Annotated in this window: 15 protein-coding genes; 6 read left to right on the plus strand and 9 right to left on the minus strand. The window is 72.0% G+C overall.

What is annotated here, in order from left to right; translation table 11 throughout:
* Positions 1-136: 136 nt before the first annotated feature.
* The 4 genes from CP981_RS25100 to CP981_RS25115 all read right to left on the minus strand — a co-directional run bounded on the left by CP981_RS25100 (position 137) and on the right by CP981_RS25115 (position 5,944).
* Entirely contained in the window at positions 137-2,281 is a 2,145-nt protein-coding gene (locus tag CP981_RS25100; RefSeq protein WP_425282220.1) for a SpoIIE family protein phosphatase, read from the minus strand.
* Between the two features lie 536 nt (positions 2,282-2,817).
* On the minus strand, positions 2,818-3,501 hold the full coding sequence (locus tag CP981_RS25105; protein ID WP_085926735.1) for a class I SAM-dependent DNA methyltransferase: 684 nt from the start codon (positions 3,499-3,501) through the stop codon (positions 2,818-2,820).
* A gap of 211 nt (positions 3,502-3,712) precedes the next feature.
* Positions 3,713-4,444 carry a cytidylyl-2-hydroxypropylphosphonate hydrolase gene (gene fomD, locus CP981_RS25110; protein ID WP_425282160.1) on the minus strand — a complete coding sequence of 244 codons (732 nt, stop codon included), beginning with the start codon at positions 4,442-4,444 and terminating at the stop codon, positions 3,713-3,715.
* An 87-nt stretch (positions 4,445-4,531) separates the two neighbouring features.
* On the minus strand, positions 4,532-5,944 hold the full coding sequence (locus tag CP981_RS25115; RefSeq protein ID WP_085926734.1) for a class II fumarate hydratase: 1,413 nt from the start codon (positions 5,942-5,944) through the stop codon (positions 4,532-4,534).
* Positions 5,945-6,198: 254 nt separating this feature from the next.
* On the opposite strand from CP981_RS25115, the gene CP981_RS25120 reads away from it, so the two are divergent.
* From CP981_RS25120 to CP981_RS25130, 3 genes are read left to right on the plus strand one after another with little or no spacing between them, the layout of a single operon-like run.
* Positions 6,199-6,945, plus strand: coding sequence for a hypothetical protein (locus tag CP981_RS25120; protein ID WP_085926733.1), 747 nt, complete (start codon positions 6,199-6,201; stop codon positions 6,943-6,945).
* Entirely contained in the window at positions 6,942-7,649 is a 708-nt protein-coding gene (locus CP981_RS25125; RefSeq protein WP_085926732.1) for a DUF4166 domain-containing protein, read from the plus strand. Before CP981_RS25120 ends, CP981_RS25125 begins: the two co-directional genes overlap by 4 nt.
* Positions 7,646-8,308 (plus strand): TetR/AcrR family transcriptional regulator, encoded by a 663-nt coding sequence (locus tag CP981_RS25130; protein ID WP_085926731.1) that lies wholly within the window; start codon positions 7,646-7,648, stop codon positions 8,306-8,308. The genes CP981_RS25125 and CP981_RS25130 overlap by 4 nt, the downstream gene beginning before the upstream one ends.
* Positions 8,309-8,383: 75 nt before the next feature.
* Here the strand turns inward: CP981_RS25130 and CP981_RS25135 are convergent, their stop codons facing one another.
* The gene (locus CP981_RS25135) at positions 8,384-10,057 is read right to left on the minus strand and encodes a fumarate hydratase (RefSeq protein WP_085926730.1); all 1,674 of its coding nucleotides are present in this window, start codon (positions 10,055-10,057) and stop codon (positions 8,384-8,386) included.
* Positions 10,058-10,245: 188 nt separating this feature from the next.
* Here CP981_RS25135 and CP981_RS25140 point away from each other — a divergent pair, with 188 nt between their 5' ends.
* Both CP981_RS25140 and CP981_RS25145 read left to right on the plus strand, forming a co-directional pair.
* Entirely contained in the window at positions 10,246-11,124 is an 879-nt protein-coding gene (locus CP981_RS25140) for a DUF1707 SHOCT-like domain-containing protein (RefSeq protein ID WP_341873689.1), read from the plus strand.
* Positions 11,125-11,426: 302 nt separating this feature from the next.
* Positions 11,427-11,786: a WhiB family transcriptional regulator gene (locus CP981_RS25145; protein WP_085926728.1), complete on the plus strand. Its 360-nt coding sequence runs from the start codon at positions 11,427-11,429 to the stop codon at positions 11,784-11,786.
* Between the two features lie 131 nt (positions 11,787-11,917).
* Here the strand turns inward: CP981_RS25145 and glpX are convergent, their stop codons facing one another.
* The gene (gene glpX / locus CP981_RS25150; RefSeq protein WP_085926727.1) at positions 11,918-12,949 is read right to left on the minus strand and encodes a class II fructose-bisphosphatase; all 1,032 of its coding nucleotides are present in this window, start codon (positions 12,947-12,949) and stop codon (positions 11,918-11,920) included.
* 205 nt (positions 12,950-13,154) lie between these two features.
* On the opposite strand from glpX, the gene CP981_RS25155 reads away from it, so the two are divergent.
* Positions 13,155-13,691 carry a DUF4245 domain-containing protein gene (locus tag CP981_RS25155; RefSeq protein ID WP_085926726.1) on the plus strand — a complete coding sequence of 179 codons (537 nt, stop codon included), beginning with the start codon at positions 13,155-13,157 and terminating at the stop codon, positions 13,689-13,691.
* A gap of 108 nt (positions 13,692-13,799) precedes the next feature.
* Here the strand turns inward: CP981_RS25155 and CP981_RS25160 are convergent, their stop codons facing one another.
* The 3 genes from CP981_RS25160 to xseA all read right to left on the minus strand — a co-directional run bounded on the left by CP981_RS25160 (position 13,800) and on the right by xseA (position 16,382).
* On the minus strand, positions 13,800-14,393 hold the full coding sequence (locus tag CP981_RS25160; RefSeq protein ID WP_085926725.1) for a malonic semialdehyde reductase: 594 nt from the start codon (positions 14,391-14,393) through the stop codon (positions 13,800-13,802).
* A gap of 436 nt (positions 14,394-14,829) precedes the next feature.
* Positions 14,830-15,117 (minus strand): exodeoxyribonuclease VII small subunit, encoded by a 288-nt coding sequence (locus CP981_RS25165; protein ID WP_085926724.1) that lies wholly within the window; start codon positions 15,115-15,117, stop codon positions 14,830-14,832.
* A gap of 29 nt (positions 15,118-15,146) precedes the next feature.
* Entirely contained in the window at positions 15,147-16,382 is a 1,236-nt protein-coding gene (gene xseA, locus CP981_RS25170) for an exodeoxyribonuclease VII large subunit (RefSeq protein ID WP_085926723.1), read from the minus strand.
* Between the last annotated feature and the right edge of the window lie 18 nt (positions 16,383-16,400).

The raw sequence follows: 16,400 nt of genomic DNA on the forward strand, positions 1-16,400 counted from the left end.
CCCGAATTGGGGCCGTCAGTCCCTTACGTCCACCCAAGCAGTCAACTCCCCCGACGGCCTGTCGGCAAGAGTTGGACCCCGTCCGGTCTCAGACGGGGTCCAATATGCGGGACGGGTGCCGGGCGCCCGGCAGACCTCAGCGGCGCGGCGTCCCCGGCGGCATCGACAGCTCGAACCAGACGACCTTGCCCATGCTCAGACGGGTCGCGCCCCAGCGCCGCGCCATCCGGTTCACGAGGTAGAGACCGCGCCCGCCCTCGTCCGACGGCCGGGCCTGCCGCAGCCGCGGCAGCTGCGGAACATCGTCACCGACCTCGCAGCGCAGGACGTCCGTGCGCAGCAGCCGCAGCGTGATCGGCCGCTCCGCATACCGCACCGCATTCGTCACCACCTCGCTGACCAGCAGCTCCAACTGGTCGGTCAGCTCCTCCAGGCCCCAGCGCGCCAGCGCCCGCCGGGCCAGCCGCCGGGCCTGACCGGCCGTCTGCGCCTTCGGGTCCAGATACCAGTACGCGACATCGCTGGGCGCGATCCCGTCGAACCGGGCCGCCAGCAGCGCGATGTCGTCATCGCGGTCGCCGGGGCCCAGCATGTCCAGTACCTCGTCGCACATCGGCTCCAGCGGCGGCGGATTGGGACCCGTCAGCCGGGCCGTCTCCGCCAGCCGCTCCCGCAGCTGCTCGATCCCGGTCCACACGTCCCGGATCCGCGACTCCACCAGACCGTCCGTATAGAGGACGAGCGTGGCGCCCGCCGGGGCGTCCAGCTCCACCGCCTCGAAGTCCACCCCGCCGACGCCGATCGGCGCACCCGACGGCACCCGCAGGACCTCGGCGCGCCCGCCGCGGTGCAGCATCACCGGCGGCGGATGGCCCGCGTTGGCGATGGTGATCCGGTGCGCGACCGGGTCGTAGACCGCGTACATGCAGGTCGCCATGCGGTCCGAGCCCAGCCGCTGGGCCTGCTCGTCGAGGTGGTGCAGCACCTCCTGCGGCGGCAGATCCAGCCCGGCCAGCGTCTGGGCCGTGGTCCGCAGCTGGCCCATGATCGCGGCCGAGGTCATCGAGTGCCCCATGACATCGCCGACGACCAGCGCCACGCGGCTGCCGGGCAGCGGGATCGCGTCGTACCAGTCGCCGCCCACCCGGGCCGTCTCGGCAGCGGGCAGATAGCGGCTGGCCAGCCGGACGCCGGTCGGCTGCGGCAGCGAGTCCGGCAGCATCGTGCGCTGGAGCGCATCGGCGATATACGCCTCGCGGCCGTAGAGCACCGCCTTGTCCACACCCAGCGCGGTGTGCGTCGCCAGCTGCGCCGCCACCAGCAGATCGTCCGGCTCGAACGCCGGCCGGTCCGGGCGGCGCAGGAACACCGCAGCGCCGATCACCCGGCGGCGGCCGCGCAGCGGCGCCAGGATCACCCGGTGGCCACTGGGCAGCCGCGGATCCGGCCCCAGCAGCTCGGGCAGCGCCGTCCGCGCCGCCTGCGCCTCACCGAACAGCGGCCGTACGCCCCGCAGCACCTCGGCCAGCGGACCGCCGGGCTCCACCTCGGCCAGCTCCGCCGCGCTGCCGCCCATCGCCGGGCCCAGATCGGGCTGCGCGGGCAGCATCGGCAGCCGGCCGCCGTTGGTGTCCGGCTCCTCCGGAATCCGGTCGGTACGGCGCAGCCGCAGTACCACCGGACCGGTCGGCCGCTCATCGCCCACCGGCAGCGGATCCCGCAGATAGACCAGGATGGCGTCGGCGAACGTCGGCACCGTCGCCCGGCACAGCCCGAGCACGATCTCGTCGAGGTCGATGCCCCGGGCGATCCGCCGGGTCGCGGCCCCGATGAAGCGCAGCCGGTCGCCGCCCGCCTGCCGGGCCGCGGCCACCTCACCGCTCTCGCCCGGATGTGCCGAGCGGGCCGGGGGAGTGGGCAGCGGGCCCGTCGGCGGGCCGGCCGGCGCGGGCACCTGCTCCCCGGCGGCCTCCCCGGCCGCCGGCCGTGACACCTCACCGTGCGGGGCACCCGAGGCCGCCGACCGTCCGCCGTGCGGCGCCTGCTCCGGCACCGACCCGCCCGGCTCACCGCCGCGCGGCCGCGACCGCCCGGCGCCGGACGGACCGCCGCCCTCCCGCGGCCGCCCCACTCCGTCACCGCCGCGGTGCGGGCGCTGCCCGTGGCGCGGCTCCTCACCCGGCTCGGGCGCCTCGGCGCGGCCCACCGCGCCCTGCGCCACCCGCCGTCCGGCACGGGCCGTCTCCCGGTCCGCCCCCTCCGGCCGTCCGCTCGCAGGCATGGACACCTCCCCGTACGAGTCGCCGTACGCCTCCCCATACGGGACCGAGGCGTCGCGTGCGGCGGGATGGCCGCCGCGGTGCGTGGCGGAGTGCTCGGTGGCACGCCCGCCGGAGTGCCCGGCGGCGGAGCTGTCCGCGTCCGCCGACGGGTCCCGCCGCGCCGCGCCGTGGTCCGCGGCCGGCTCGCCGTCGTCACGGCCGGCCGGCGAGCCCGCCGAGGCCGTGACGGTGACACCGGCGAAACCTATGTCGTCACCGCCGCGCACCGCGAAGCCGGTGCCGGGCACCGGCACACAGCCGGCCGTGCCGGGCTGCTGGAGGGCGCTGCGCGGGTCGGGGACCGCGCCCAGCGGCGCCGTCCCGGCCGGCCCCCGGGCAGGGGACAGCGAGGACGCGGCGGTCGGTACCGACTGCCGCGATTCGTGGGAGGTGGGGTGCTCCGTCACGCGTGGGATTCCATCCGTCCGGGGCTGCGCGCCCGACGCGCCGCGTTCCGAGCGCGCCGTCCGTGCGGCCGCGCCCGACGCGCTGCGTCTCAAGCGCGTCGCAGGTGCAGAAAGAGCTGGATCTCGGGTGGTACGTCCGTACTTGACGGGGCGTATGCGTAGGCATCTTCCCCGACGACGTCGAAACCCGCGTCGTGCACGACCCGGCGCAGGTCGTCCCGCAGGTAACCCGATACCCGGATCGAGTTGCCCAGGAACGGAATCGTGAAGTCGTCCACATCCGCCTCGACCATCGACAGGGCGAGCAGCCCCTCAGGACGTAGCAGATCATGGAGCATGCCCAATGCGTAAGGGATTTCGGCACGGGGCAGCATCAGAAGGGAGAAAAAAGCGGCAATACCGTCGAAGGAGCCGGGCCCGCCGAGCCGGCCGCCGCGCAGATCGGCGATGTCCAGCCGGTGGAAGTCGGCAGCGGGGACCTGCTGCCGGGCCAGTTTGATCATCGAGGGGGAGAGATCGATACCCACCACACGATGCCCGGCGTCCGAGAGCTGGTGGGCGCTCGGCAGGCCGGTACCGCATCCGAGGTCCAGGATGCGCGAGCCGGCCGGCAGGTTGTCGGCCAGCCAGGCGCCCGAAGCGAGCTGGCCCTCCTTGTGCGGAAAGGCGTCGTCATACCGGTCACCGATCGCGTCGAACGCCTCGGCCTGGCCGGCCCGGTCAAGTGCTAACCGGTTCAGCCCCTCATATCCGTCGTAGCTAGTCGCGCTCACGACCTCGCCCCTCCTGCGACCGCGGTCAAGTTCGTTTTCCAGTTCTGGAGTTGCGCCTGTGCAGTCTTGCGGAGGACGATCCTACGTTTGAAGGCCGGGGGCGCAGCAAGGGGGCTCGGCCCCGCCTCCCGCCCCGCGGGAAGCGGCTTTGCCCATAGGCGCACCTTTCCACGGTTCGCCCCCTTCACTCACGTCGTTTCACTTCACTCCCTCACGACCGCAAACGCTCCGGCGCGCGGTCCCAGTCCGCCGGGAGCCGGGGAACGCCCCAGGCCGGGTCGGGCCGCCAGTCCTCCCAGCCGTCGGCGTACGGTGCGCGCCAGGCCGAGATCTGTGCGATCGCGGCCCGGCCCGCCGACCGGACCTCGGCGGCCTGAGCGGCCGTCATCAGCCCGTCCCGCTGCGCCTGGGCGAACTCGTCCTCGTCCCGCCACTCCCAGTGCCGGTCCGGAAAGACGCAGATGTCGAGAAAGTGGTCCTCGGAGTCAATGCCGCCCGCCCAACGGCGGCGCGGCTCCTCCAGATTGACGTACCAGTTCTTGAACTGCCAGCCGCGCTCCCAGAACAGCCACACCGACCACGGGTCGCCGGGTCGGGCCAGCTTCAGCACACCCGTGCCGAACCAGTGGTCCCGGGCGGTGCGGCGCGGTTTGGTGTAGCGGGTGGACAGCGGCTCGCGGTGCACCGGTGTGCCGTCGGCGAGCACCGGCTTGATGCAGGCGGTGCCGGGCGCCATCCACACCGCCAGCAGATCGTCGGTGTCCTGGACGACGGTCATCGGCCGGCAGATGTGGAACCGCCCGGCGTCGGCGTTGTCGCGATATCGCCACAGGACGTGGTCCCCCGGCGCCCAGCGCGCCCCGTCCGCCGCCCGCTTCGCCCCGGCCGCCCCGCGACCGCCGGCCGCCTCGCCTTCCGTCGTGTCCACCATGTCCGCTGTCATGCGCAGATCTTAGAGGCGCGGCCCGCAGCGCGCCGTGACGTGAGCCGCACCGGGCGTAACGAACGTGCTGTCCTGCGCCGCGCCGCGTTACGGGTGCGTCATCCGCAGCACATCCAGCGCCTCGTCCAGCTGCTCCTCGGTCAGCAGCCCCCGCTCGACGTAGCCGCCGTCCAGGACCACCTCACGAATGGTCTTCCGTTCGGCGAGCGACTTCTTGGCGACCTTCGCCGCCTCCTCGTAGCCGAGGTACTTGTTGAGCGGGGTGACGACCGAGGGCGAGGACTCGGCGTACTCCCGGGCCCGTTCCACGTTCGCGGTGATCCCGTCGACCGTACGGTCCGCCAGCAGCCGCGAGACATTGGCGAGCAGCCGCACCGACTCCAGCACATTCTTCGCGATCACCGGCAGCATCACATTCAGCTCGAAGTTGCCGGCCGCCCCGGCCGCCGCCACCGTCGCGTCATTGCCGGTGACCTGCGCCGCCACCATCAGCACCGCCTCCGGGATCACCGGGTTGACCTTGCCCGGCATGATCGACGAACCCGGCTGGAGATCCGGCAGCGCGATCTCGGCGAGCCCGGTCCGCGGCCCCGAGGCCATCCACCGCAGATCGTTGGCGATCTTCGTCAGCCCGACCCCGATCGTCCGCAGCTGCCCGCTGGTCTCGACGATCGCGTCCCGCGCCCCCTGCGCCTCGAAGTGGTTGCGCGCCTCGGTCAGCGGCAGCCCGGTCACCCGCGCCACCTCGGCGATCACCGCGGCCGAGAACCCGGGCGGGGTGTTGATCCCCGTCCCCACCGCCGTACCGCCCAGCGGGAGTTCCGCCAGCCGCGGCAACGAGGCCCGCAGCCGCTCGACGCCGTACCGCACCTGGGCGGCATAGCCGCCGAACTCCTGACCCAGCGTCACCGGCGTCGCATCCATCAGATGCGTCCGCCCCGACTTCACGACCTCCGCGAACTCCTCCGCCTTCCGCTCCAGCGCCTCCGCCAGATGCTCCAGCGCCGGAATCAGGTCATGGAGGACCGCCGACGTCGCCGCGATGTGGATCGACGACGGAAAGACATCATTGGACGACTGGCTCGCATTGACATGGTCGTTCGGATGCACCTCCCGCCCCAGCCGCTCACCCGCCAGCGTCGCGATGACCTCATTGGTGTTCATGTTCGACGACGTGCCGGACCCCGTCTGGAACACATCGATGGGGAAGTGCTCGTCCCAGAGCCCCTCGGCGACTGCGGCGGCGGCCTCCTGGACGGCCGCCGCGATCTCCTTGTCCAGCACCCCCAGCTCGCCGTTGACCAGGGCGGCCGCCCCCTTGATCCGGGCCAGCGCCGCGATGTGCGCCCGCTCCAGCCGCTGCCCGGAAATCGGGAAGTTCTCCACCGCCCGCTGCGTCTGCGCCCGCCATTTGGCATGCGCCGGGACCCGCACCTCGCCCATGGAGTCGTGCTCGGTCCGGAAGCCGTCGGAGTCGCCGAATGCGCTGTTGTCGCTCATACCTATGTCAGTGCCCGGGAAAGGCGATCTGTTCCCGGGCACCGCCGGATCTCACCTGCTTGCGGGGCGCCCGCCCTTCGGCCCCGCTACGGAGGCCGTCCGGGCCCGGTCGGGGATGAGGAGGGCAGGGCCGCGGGACTCGCCTCCCCGGTCAGCTCAACCTCCGCCCAGAGGCACGGCCTTGAGCGACTGCTCAAAACGCTCTACGCTGCGTTTTGAGCAGTCGCTCAAACGTCTGGGGCGGAGGAAGTCGCATGGGGTTGTACGTGGAGGCGCGCATCCGCGCCGGGATCGACGAGGTGTGGGACCGGAGCCAGTTGCCGGACCGGCATCAACGCTGGGACCTGAGGTTCAGCGAGATCGACTACCTGCCGTGTGAGCCGGGGGAGCCGCAGCGCTTCCGCTACGCCACCCGCGTCCTGCCGCTGCTCACGGTCGACGGCACCGGCGTCTCGGCCGGTGAGCGCAACCGGCCCGACGGCACCCGGACTTCCGCCCTCCGCTTCGCCTCCGCCCATCCGCTCTCCCTCATCGAGGAGGGTCGCGGGTACTGGCGGTATGTCCCGGACGGCGCGGAGCTGCGGTTCCTCACCGGATATGACTACCGGCCGCGCTGGGGGCGCTTCGGCAGGTTCGCCGACCGGCTCGTCTTCCGGCCGCTGATGGGCTGGGCCACCGCCTGGTCCTTCGACCGGCTGCGGCTGTGGTGCGAGCGCGGGATCACCCCCGAACGGTCGCTGCGCCAGGCTCTCGCGGAGCTGTTCGTCCGTATCGCCGCCGTCGTCGCCACCGCGGCCCTGGCACCCGTGGCCCCCGTCGCCCCGGCCGCTCTGCTCGCCGCGACCGTACCCGCCGTGGCGGCCGCCGCGCTGCTGCTGCCGCCCCTGCCCACCACCCCCGCGGCCCGCCGCTGTCTGCGCCGCCCGCTGGAGCGGGCCGCCGGACGTGGCGGGAGCGCCGCCGCCCCCACCGCCCTCCTCGCCACTCTGGAGCAGTCATGACCTCGATATTCCAGCGCGTCCTGGGCGCCGACTTCGACCGGCTCCACCCGCAGATCCGGCGGCGCTTCTCCGTCGGGCTGGACAGCGGTGAGGCCTGCGTCGGGCGCGGCACGATGGACCGGATCTGGCACGGCCGCAGCTTCGTCCGGCCGTTCCTGGCCCTCGGCGGCAGCCGCAACATCCTCGTCCCGCAGACCGGCCGGGACATCCCCTTCGTCATCGAGAACGTCCCGTACCGGGACTCCTTCGGCCGCGAGACCGTCACCTTCGTCCGGACCTTCGCCTTCCCGCGCCGCTCGCACAGCCCGCACGGCCCGCGCCGCCCCCGCCGCTTCGACGCGACCATGATCTACAGCCCCGAGCGCGGCTGCATCGTCGACTACCTGGGCACCCACCAGCACCTCGCCACCGACCTCCACTTCACGGTCGACGACACCGGCGCCCTGGTCATCCGCTCCGGCGAGCACCGCTTCCGGGAGGGGCCGGTCGACGTACGGGTGCCGGACCTGATCGGGGGCGACGCCGTGGTGCGCGAGTCGTACGACGAGGCGGCCGGGCGCTTCCGTATCCAGGTGCGGGTCGGCAACCGGCGATTCGGGCCGCTCTTCGGCTACGAGGGGTCCTTCGACGCCGAGTTCGTGAACGTGGCCGAGCGCGGAGTGCGCGCCGGGCTGCGGCCGGTGCGCGAGGAGGCGCGCACGTGAGCGCCGACACCCGTACGAAACTGCTCGAAGGAGCGCTGCGCACGGTCGCCGAGCAGGGCATCGCCAAGACCTCGGCCCGCACCATCGCCGCCGCCGCGGGCGTCAACCAGGCCCTGGTCTTCTATCACTTCGGCAGCGTCGACGAACTCCTCGCCGCTGCCTGCCGCTACGGCGCGGAGCAGCGCCTCGCGGGCTACCGCGAAGGCCTCGCCCGGGTCGACACCCTCGCCGAACTCCTGGAACTGGGACGGCACCTGCACACCGAACAGCGGGCCGGCGGCCATGTCGCCGTCCTCGCCCAGCTCCTGGCCGGCGCCCAGACCCAGCCCCGCCTCGCCCCCGCGACCGCCGCCGGACTCACCCTGTGGATCGACGAGATCGAAAAGGTCCTGGCACGCGTCCTCGCCGACACCCCCATCACCGCCTTCGTCGACGTCCCCGGCCTCTCCCGGGCCCTCGCCGCGTCCTTCGTCGGCCTGGAACTCTACGAGGGCGTCGACCAGGAGGGCGCCCTGGCGGCCCTGGACGCACTGGAACAACTCTCCGGCCTCCTCGGCGTCCTGGAGGACCTGGGCCCGGTAGCCCAGCGGGCCGTACGCGCCCGACTGCGGCGGAGCGCGGGGCGGCGGGGGCAGGGCGGTCCGCGCGCGGGTGCGTGACCGGCCGGCCTCGCAGCAGAGCCCCTGACAAAACGTCAGGGGCTCTGCTGGTTGCTCAGGGACGGTGCCGGTTCGTCAGCTCCCCGAGCGCACCGGAATGCTGGTGAACGTCGGGGCCGGGGCCGGGTCCTGGAAGAAGTCGTTGCCCTTGTCGTCGACGACGATGAAGGCGGGGAAGTCCTCGACCTCGATCTTCCAGACGGCTTCCATGCCGAGCTCCTCGTATTCGAGGACCTCGACCTTCTTGATGCAGTCCTGGGCGAGGCGGGCGGCCGGGCCGCCGATGGAGCCGAGGTAGAAGCCGCCGTGGGTGCCGCAGGCGTCGGTGACCTGCTGGGAGCGGTTGCCCTTGGCGAGCATGATCTTGGAGCCGCCGGCCGCCTGGAACTGCTCGACGTAGGCGTCCATCCGGCCCGCCGTCGTCGGGCCGAAGGAGCCGGAGGCGTAGCCCTCGGGGGTCTTGGCCGGGCCCGCGTAGTAGACGGGGTGGTTCTTCAGGTACTCCGGCATCTCCTCGCCGGCGTCCAGCCGCTCCTTGATCTTCGCGTGCGCGATGTCGCGGGCGACGACCAGGGTGCCGGTGAGGGAGAGCCGGGTCTTGACGGGGTGCTTGGTCAGCTCGGCCAGGACCTCGTCCATGGGGCGGTTGAGGTCGATGGCGACCGCGTCGAGGTCCGGGCCCGCGCCCTCGGTCAGCTCCTCGTCCGTCGTCTCCGGGAGGAAACGGGCCGGGTCGGTCTCCAACTGCTCCAGGAAGACGCCCTCGGCGGTGATCTTCGCGACGGCCTGGCGGTCGGCGGAGCAGGAGACGGCGATGGCGACCGGGCAGGACGCGCCGTGGCGGGGCAGGCGGACGACGCGGACGTCGTGGCAGAAGTACTTTCCGCCGAACTGGGCGCCGATGCCGATCTTCTGCGTCAGCTCGAAGACCTTCTCCTCCAGCTCCTTGTCGCGGAAGCCGTGGCCGGTGGGGGAGCCCTCGGCGGGCAGCTCGTCCAGGTAGTGCGCGGAGGCGTACTTGGCGGTCTTCATCGCGTACTCGGCGCTGGTGCCGCCGACGACGATCGCGAGGTGGTACGGCGGGCAGGCGGCCGTGCCGAGCGAGCGGATCTTCTGCTCCAGGAACTTCATCATGGAGGCCTCGTTGAGGACCGCCTTGGTCTCCTGGAAGAGGAAGGACTTGTTGGCGCTGCCGCCGCCCTTGGCCATGAAGAGGAACTTGTAGGCGCCGCCGTCGGTCGCGTACAGCTCGATCTGCGCCGGCAGGTTGGAGCCGGTGTTCTTCTCGTCCCACATCGTGAGCGGAGCCATCTGCGAGTAGCGCAGGTTCAGCTGGGTGTAGGCGTCGTAGATGCCGCGGGAGAGCGCTTCCTCGTCGCCGCCCTCGGTCAGGACCTGCTGGCCGCGCTTGCCCATGACGATCGCGGTGCCGGTGTCCTGGCACATGGGGAGGACGCCCGCGGCGGCGATGTTGGCGTTCTTGAGCAGGTCGAGCGCGACGAAGCGGTCGTTGGCGCTGGCCTCGGGGTCGTCCAGGATCTTGCGGAGCTGGGCGAGGTGGGCCGGGCGCAGATAGTGCGAAATGTCGTGCATCGCCTCGGCGGCCAGCTTGCGCAGCGCCTCCGGCTCGACCTTGAGGAACGTCCGGCCGTCGGCCTCGAAGGTGCTCACGCCCTCCGAAGTGACGAGGCGGTACGGGGTGTTGTCCTCACCTACGGGGAGCAGGTCGGTGTAGGCGAATTCCGGCATCGAAGGTCATTCCTTACTCGGAGAGGTCCGGCTGGCATCTACGGCAGCGCCTCCACAGCGTAGAACCCTGGCGCGCGGACGCCGCTGTGAGGTAAGGCTCAGTCGGCGCGCGGCCGGATCTGTTCGCTTCCAGGGGCCGGTCCTGCGGACTCTAGTCGCGATCTATCGCGTTTCGGTACGCTGGGCCGGTGGATGCAGACAACGGGGGACGTCCGGGCCCTGAGACCCCGCCCGGACCGCTTCAGGAGCAGGACCGGCTCCAGGAGCGGAAACCGCTGAACATGACCAAGCCGGCGGCCCGGGCGCCGGCCCCGCCCGCGGTGGCCGAACGCGATATCCGGGCGTCCGACGCGGACCGCGACCGGATCGCCGAGATCCTCCGCGAGGCGCTGGCGGAGGGCCGGCTGGACCCGGAGGAGCACGCGGAGCGGATCGACGCGGTCTACCGCGCCAAGACCATGGGCGAACTGGAGCCCGTCGTACGGGATCTGCCCGCGGCGGGCGGCAGCCGCCCACAGCCGGACCAGGGCGGGTACGCGCACGGGCCCGCCGCCCCGGCGCCGGACCAGAACCTCGTCGCGATCTTCAGCGCCGCCGTCCGCAAGGGCCGCTGGCAGGCCCCGGCGCGGATCAACGCCGTGGCGTTCTTCGGCAGCGTCGAGATCGATCTGACCGAGGCGGTCTTCCCGCAGCAGCAGATCCAGATCAATGTCACGGCCCTCTTCGGCAGCGTGGAGATCCGGGTCCCGGAGAACATCACGCTGCGCAGCAGCGGCTCCGGCATCCTCGGCAGCTTCGAGGTCGAGACCCATGAGGCGGGCGACGCCGACGCCCCGCAGGTCCACGTCAACGGCTATGCCGTGCTGGGCAGTGTGGAGGCCAAGCCCAAGCGCGGCGCCTGGATACGCGATCTGCGCGACCGGCTGCGCGAGGGGCACCGGGAGCTGCGCCGGCAGGTGTGGGAGGACCACCAGCAGCTGCGGCAGGAGCAGCGGGAGTGGCACGAGCGGCACCGCGCCGAACGGCGCGAGCGCCGGGACCGGTTCCGCAAGGGTTTTGACGGCTGACGGCTGACGGCTGACGGCGGCGGCGGACGGGCCGCGGGGGCCAGGGAGTTGGGGCGGGCCGGCCGGCGTTCCGGGAGGGCGGGAGCCGGTGTTCCCGGAGGGCGGCGGCCGGTGTTCCCGGAGGGTTCGTCCGCTGACGCTTTTCTCGTTGTCGCACGATCGCCACGGTGTGCATAAGCGTGCGTACAGCGGGTAGGGCTGGTGCATCGTCTCTCGTACGGCTGCGGGGTGCGGAAAAAGGCCGTGCGCAGCGAGACGGGCAAGGGTGATTCTCGCGCCGAAGCCGTCGTCAGGAGTAGACCGTGCTGCTACCGCAACAGCCCCTGCAGGATGCCGCTGTCGTTCCGTCCCAGCAACTGCCTGCTCGCGACGAGGCCGGCCCCTGGCATTCGGAGGCGGTGTGCCGCCGGGACGAAGCCGGGCTGTTCTTCGCCCCGTCCAAGGAGCCCACCGCCGCCCGGCTGGCCAGAGAAGAGGCCGCGAAGCGGGTCTGCGCCCGCTGCCCCGTGATGGTCGAGTGCCGGGAGCATGCGTTGCTCCAGCCCGAGCCGTACGGCGTCTGGGGAGGTCTGACCGCGGCCGAGCGCCGGGTCGTGCTGACCCGCCGCCGGCGCCGGGAGAGCGAACTCCAGCGCACGGCCCATATGCCCGCGGCGGGCTGACCGCCGCGGCACCGGCTTCGGCCCGTACGGCGCACCCCGCACGCAGGGGTCACTTCGCCCCCGCCGGAGACTCTCCGGCGGGGGCGAAGTGTGTGTACGCGCGCGGGCCGGACAGGGCCCGCCGGGCGCCGCTAGCTGGGGCGCTCGAAGTCCACCGAGCTGTAGGCGCGCAGCTTCGACAGCCGGTGCTGGGAGTCGATCTGGCGGATGGTGCCGGACTTGGAACGCATCACCAGGGACTGGGTGTAGGCGTTCTCGGCGCGGTAGCGGACCCCGCGCAGCAGCTCGCCGTCGGTGATGCCGGTGGCGACGAAGAAGACGTTGTCGCCGCGGACCAGGTCGTCGATCTCCAGCACCTTGTCCAGGTCGTGCCCGGCGTCCAGCGCGCGCTGGCGCTCCTCGTCGTCCTTGGGCCACAGCTCGCCCTGGAAGGCGCCGCCCAGACACTTCAGCGCACAGGCCGCGATGATGCCCTCGGGCGTCCCGCCGATGCCCAGCAGCAGGTCGACGCCGGTGCCCTCACGGGCCGCCATGATCGCGCCGGCGACATCGCCGTCGGCGATGAACTTGATCCGGGCCCCGGCTTCCCGGACCTCCTTGACCAGTCCGTCGTGGCGGGGACGGTCCAGGATGACCACCGTGACGTCCTCGACCGCGGACTTCTTCGCCTTGGCGATCCGCTTGATGTTCACGGCCACCGGGGCCGTGATGTCGACGAAGTCGGCGGCCTCCGGGCCCGTGGCGAGCTTGTCCATGTAGAAGACCGCGGACGGGTCGAACATCGAGCCGCGCTCGGCCACCGCCATCACGGACACGGCGTTCGCCATGCCCTTGGCGGTCAGCGTCGTCCCGTCCACCGGGTCCACGGCCACGTCGCACTCCGGGCCGGTCCCGTCGCCGACGCGCTCGCCGTTGTAGAGCATCGGGGCGTTGTCCTTCTCGCCCTCCCCGATGACCACGACGCCGTTCATCGACACGGTGTGGATCAGGGCGCGCATGGCCTTGACCGCCGCGCCGTCCGCGCCGTTCTTGTCACCCCGTCCCACCCAGCGGCCCGACGCCATGGCACCGGCCTCGGTCACCCGGACGAGCTCCAGGGCGAGGTTGCGGTCCGGGGCCTCGGGGCTGACCTCGAGTGGGGACGGGAGATGATGCTCGGTCATCGAGCGCACCTTTCTGTACGGCGACGGCCGTGAAGGATGAGGGTGATACCGACCTTATCCGTACCTCGCCAAAATGAGCAGAGGGCCCCACGCATGAGCACCCCGGGAGGAGTCGGGCGTCGATGCATTTGCGCAGGTCGCAGCCCTGACCGGGGGGCCTGTCGGGTCCGCGGCGGCCATAGGGGACCATAGGGGCGTGGCAGGTATGCGAGGCAGGCAAACGGTGCGGGACATGGTCCTGTCGCTGGCGGTGATCGGCATCCTCGTCGGGGCGATCTACATCTTCATCCCGCACGACGAGAGCGCGGACGCGGCGCGGAGCGCGGTCAAGCGGGTCGACTACCGCGTGGAACTGATCACGGCCCGGCGGACGGCGCCGTACGCGGTCGCCGCGCCCGAGGGGCTGCCCAAGACCTGGCGCGCCACCTCCGTCTCGTACAAGGCGAGCGACGACGGCAAGGGCGGCGCCTGGCATCTGGGCATGCTCGACCCGGAGCAGGAGTACGCGGCCGTCGAGCAGAGCGATGGCCTGCCGCGGAAGTTCATCAAGGACGTCACCCTCGGCGCGGCCAAGGCCGCAGGCAAGCAGGCCGTCGGCAGCAAGAAGTGGGACCGCTACCAGGGCGACAAGTACCGGGCGCTGGTCCGTGAGGAGTCCGGGGTGACCACGGTCGTCACCGGCACCGCGCCGTACGGGCGGCTCGCCGATCTGGCCGCCGCGCTGGTGGCGAAGAAGGGCTGAGCAGCCGCGATACCGCTGAGGCCGCCGCACCCGGGAGGGGTGCGGCGGCCTCTTGCATGGAGTGACTCCCGCGCGGGAAGTCCGGGCCGGCGTGCTCGCCAGGCGGACTCAGACGGCGGTGACGGCCTCGTCGAAGGCCAGCCGCGGCGAGCGCGGGTGGAAGGCGTCGGCGCCCGGCTTGCCGATGTTGATGACGAGGAAGGACTTCTGCTTGCCGTCGCCGAAGAACTCCTTGTCGATGCCGGAGAAGTCGTAGCCGGTCATCGGGCCGGCGGCCAGACCGGCGGCGCGGATGCCGACGATGAAGTAGCCGGCCTGGAGGGTGGCGTTCTGGGTGCCGGCCACCTCGCGGGACGCGGCCTCGGAGAAGAACGCGTCCTTGATGCCCGGGGCGGCGGGGAAGAGCGTCGGCAGCTTCTCGTGGAAGTCCAGGTCCACGGAGAGGATGGCGGTCAGCGGTGCGCTCAGGGTCTTCGGGCCATTGGAACCCATGGCGTGCTGGACCAGGCGCTGACGGGCCTCCTGGGAACGGACCAGGGTGATCCGCAGCGGCGTCTGGTTGAAGGCGGTCGGTCCGTACTTCACCAGGTCGTAGACGGCCTGGATCTGCTCGTCCGTCACCGGCTCGTCCGTGAACGTGTTGGCGGTCTGGGCCCCACGGAACAGGAGGTCCTGAGCGGCGGCGTCAAGGGCGAGAGACATAAAGGGCACCTCGGTGAGTCGGGTGGGGGGTTCGGTTCGGCGGCCCTGCGGGCGCCGCGGTGGTGCGGTTCCGTGGCAGGGAGCTACGGCTACCACTGTAAACGAGATATGTTAAGTTTCAACTAAAAATGGATCTCTGTGAGTGGGGTCACTGTGGGCGGGATCGCTGTGAGTGGGTTCACAGGGGCGGACCGGCGTCGTTCCGGGGTTCCGGCCGTCCGCTGCGGCCGGCCCTCAGGTCCCGTTTGGTGGCTCCGGCTCTAGGCCCTGTCGTCAAACTCCCGTCGTCTGCCCGAAGGGCAGGTCCCGCGGCGTCTGGTGCGTGCGCTCGCAAGGCGGAGGGTCGTCCTCGTAGTGGGTCTACGTGGACGATCCGACAACGCAGCGAGCGTGCGTGCCAGGCGTCGCGGGGCAGGCGGGAGTTTGACGACAGGGCCTAGGCGCGCTCGGCTCCGCCCTCGTCCTCCGCCAGCGCCGCGTCCAGCCGCGCCCGGGCGCCGTCCAGCCAGCGGCGGCAGACCTTCGCCAGCGCCTCGCCGCGCTCCCACAGCGCGAGCGACTCCTCCAGCGTCGTGCCGCCCGCCTCCAGGCTGCGGACGACCTCGATCAGCTCGTCCCGCGCCTGCTCATAGCCGAGTGTGGAGTCCACCGGGGGCACCTGCGCCACCCCGGCCGCCGCACCCTGCTCCGCGTCCGCCGCGTCGTCCGTCTTCGCCTTCGCCATGTCTCCCACCCTAAGAGTCCGTCCGTGCACTATTCGGCGGCCGTGGCAGCGCCCGGGGCGCCGTCCACCCGCACCCGGAACTCGCCCTCGGCCACCCGGGCCCGCAAGGCGTCGTCCGGCTCGACCTCCTGCGGCGAGCGCACCGCCGTCCCGTCCGGCCTCTGGAGGACCGCGTAGCCGCGCTCCAGCGTCGCCTTCGGGGAGAGCGCGACCACCCGCGCCAGGGTGTGCGTCAGCTCCGAGTCGGCGCGGTCCAGCAGATGCCCCAGGGTCCGCCGGCCGCGCTCCAGCATGGCCGTGACCTGCTCCTCGCGGTCCTCGACCATCCGCTGCGGGCGCTGTATGCACGGCCGGTGCAGCGCCGCCGCCAGCCCCCGCTCCTCCCGCTGCACAAAGCCGTCGACCGCCCGCCGCGCCCGCTCCCGCAGCTGCTGGACCCGGGCCAGCTCCTCGCCGACGTCGGGCACCACCTTCTTCGCGGCGTCCGTCGGCGTCGAGGCGCGCAGGTCGGCGACCAGATCCAGCAGCGGGCTGTCCGGCTCATGGCCGATCGCCGAGACGACAGGGGTCACGGCCGCGCCCACGGCCCGTACGAGCTGTTCATCGGAGAACGGCAGCAGATCCTCCACACTGCCGCCGCCCCGGGCCACGATGATCACGTCCACCTCGGGCAGCGCATCGAGCTCCTGGACCGCCGCGACCACCTGCGGGACCGCATGCACCCCCTGCACCGGCACATTGCGCACCGCGAAGCGGACGGCCGGCCAGCGATGCCGGGCGTTCTCCAATACGTCCCGCTCCGCGGCGCTGGCCCGGCCGCAGACCAGGCCGATCAGCTGCGGCAGGAACGGCAGCGGCTTCTTGCGGTCGGCCGCGAACAGGCCCTCCGCCGCCAGCGACTTCTTCAACTGCTCCAGCCGGGCGAGGAGTTCACCGACGCCGACCGGCTTGATCTCGGCGGCCCGCAGCGACAGCTGACCGCGCGGGGCGTACCACTCCGGTTTCGCGTGCACCACCACCCGGGCGCCCTCGCTGACCACCTCGGCGACCTTGTCGAAGACCTGGCGGTAGCACGTCACGCTCACCGAGATGTCGTACGACGGGTCACGCAGCGTCAGAAACACCACCCCCGCGCCGGGCCGCCGCGAGAGCTGGGTGATCTGCCCCTCGACCCACACCGCGCCGAGCCGCTCGATCCAGCCGCCGATGAGCCGGGACACCTCGCCGACCGGGATCGGCGTTTCCGGGGACGTAGAAACAGCCATACGAGCGAGAGTAGCGGC

It is taken from the genome of Streptomyces platensis, from assembly GCF_008704855.1.
GTDB classification, from domain to species: Bacteria; Actinomycetota; Actinomycetes; order Streptomycetales; family Streptomycetaceae; genus Streptomyces; species Streptomyces platensis.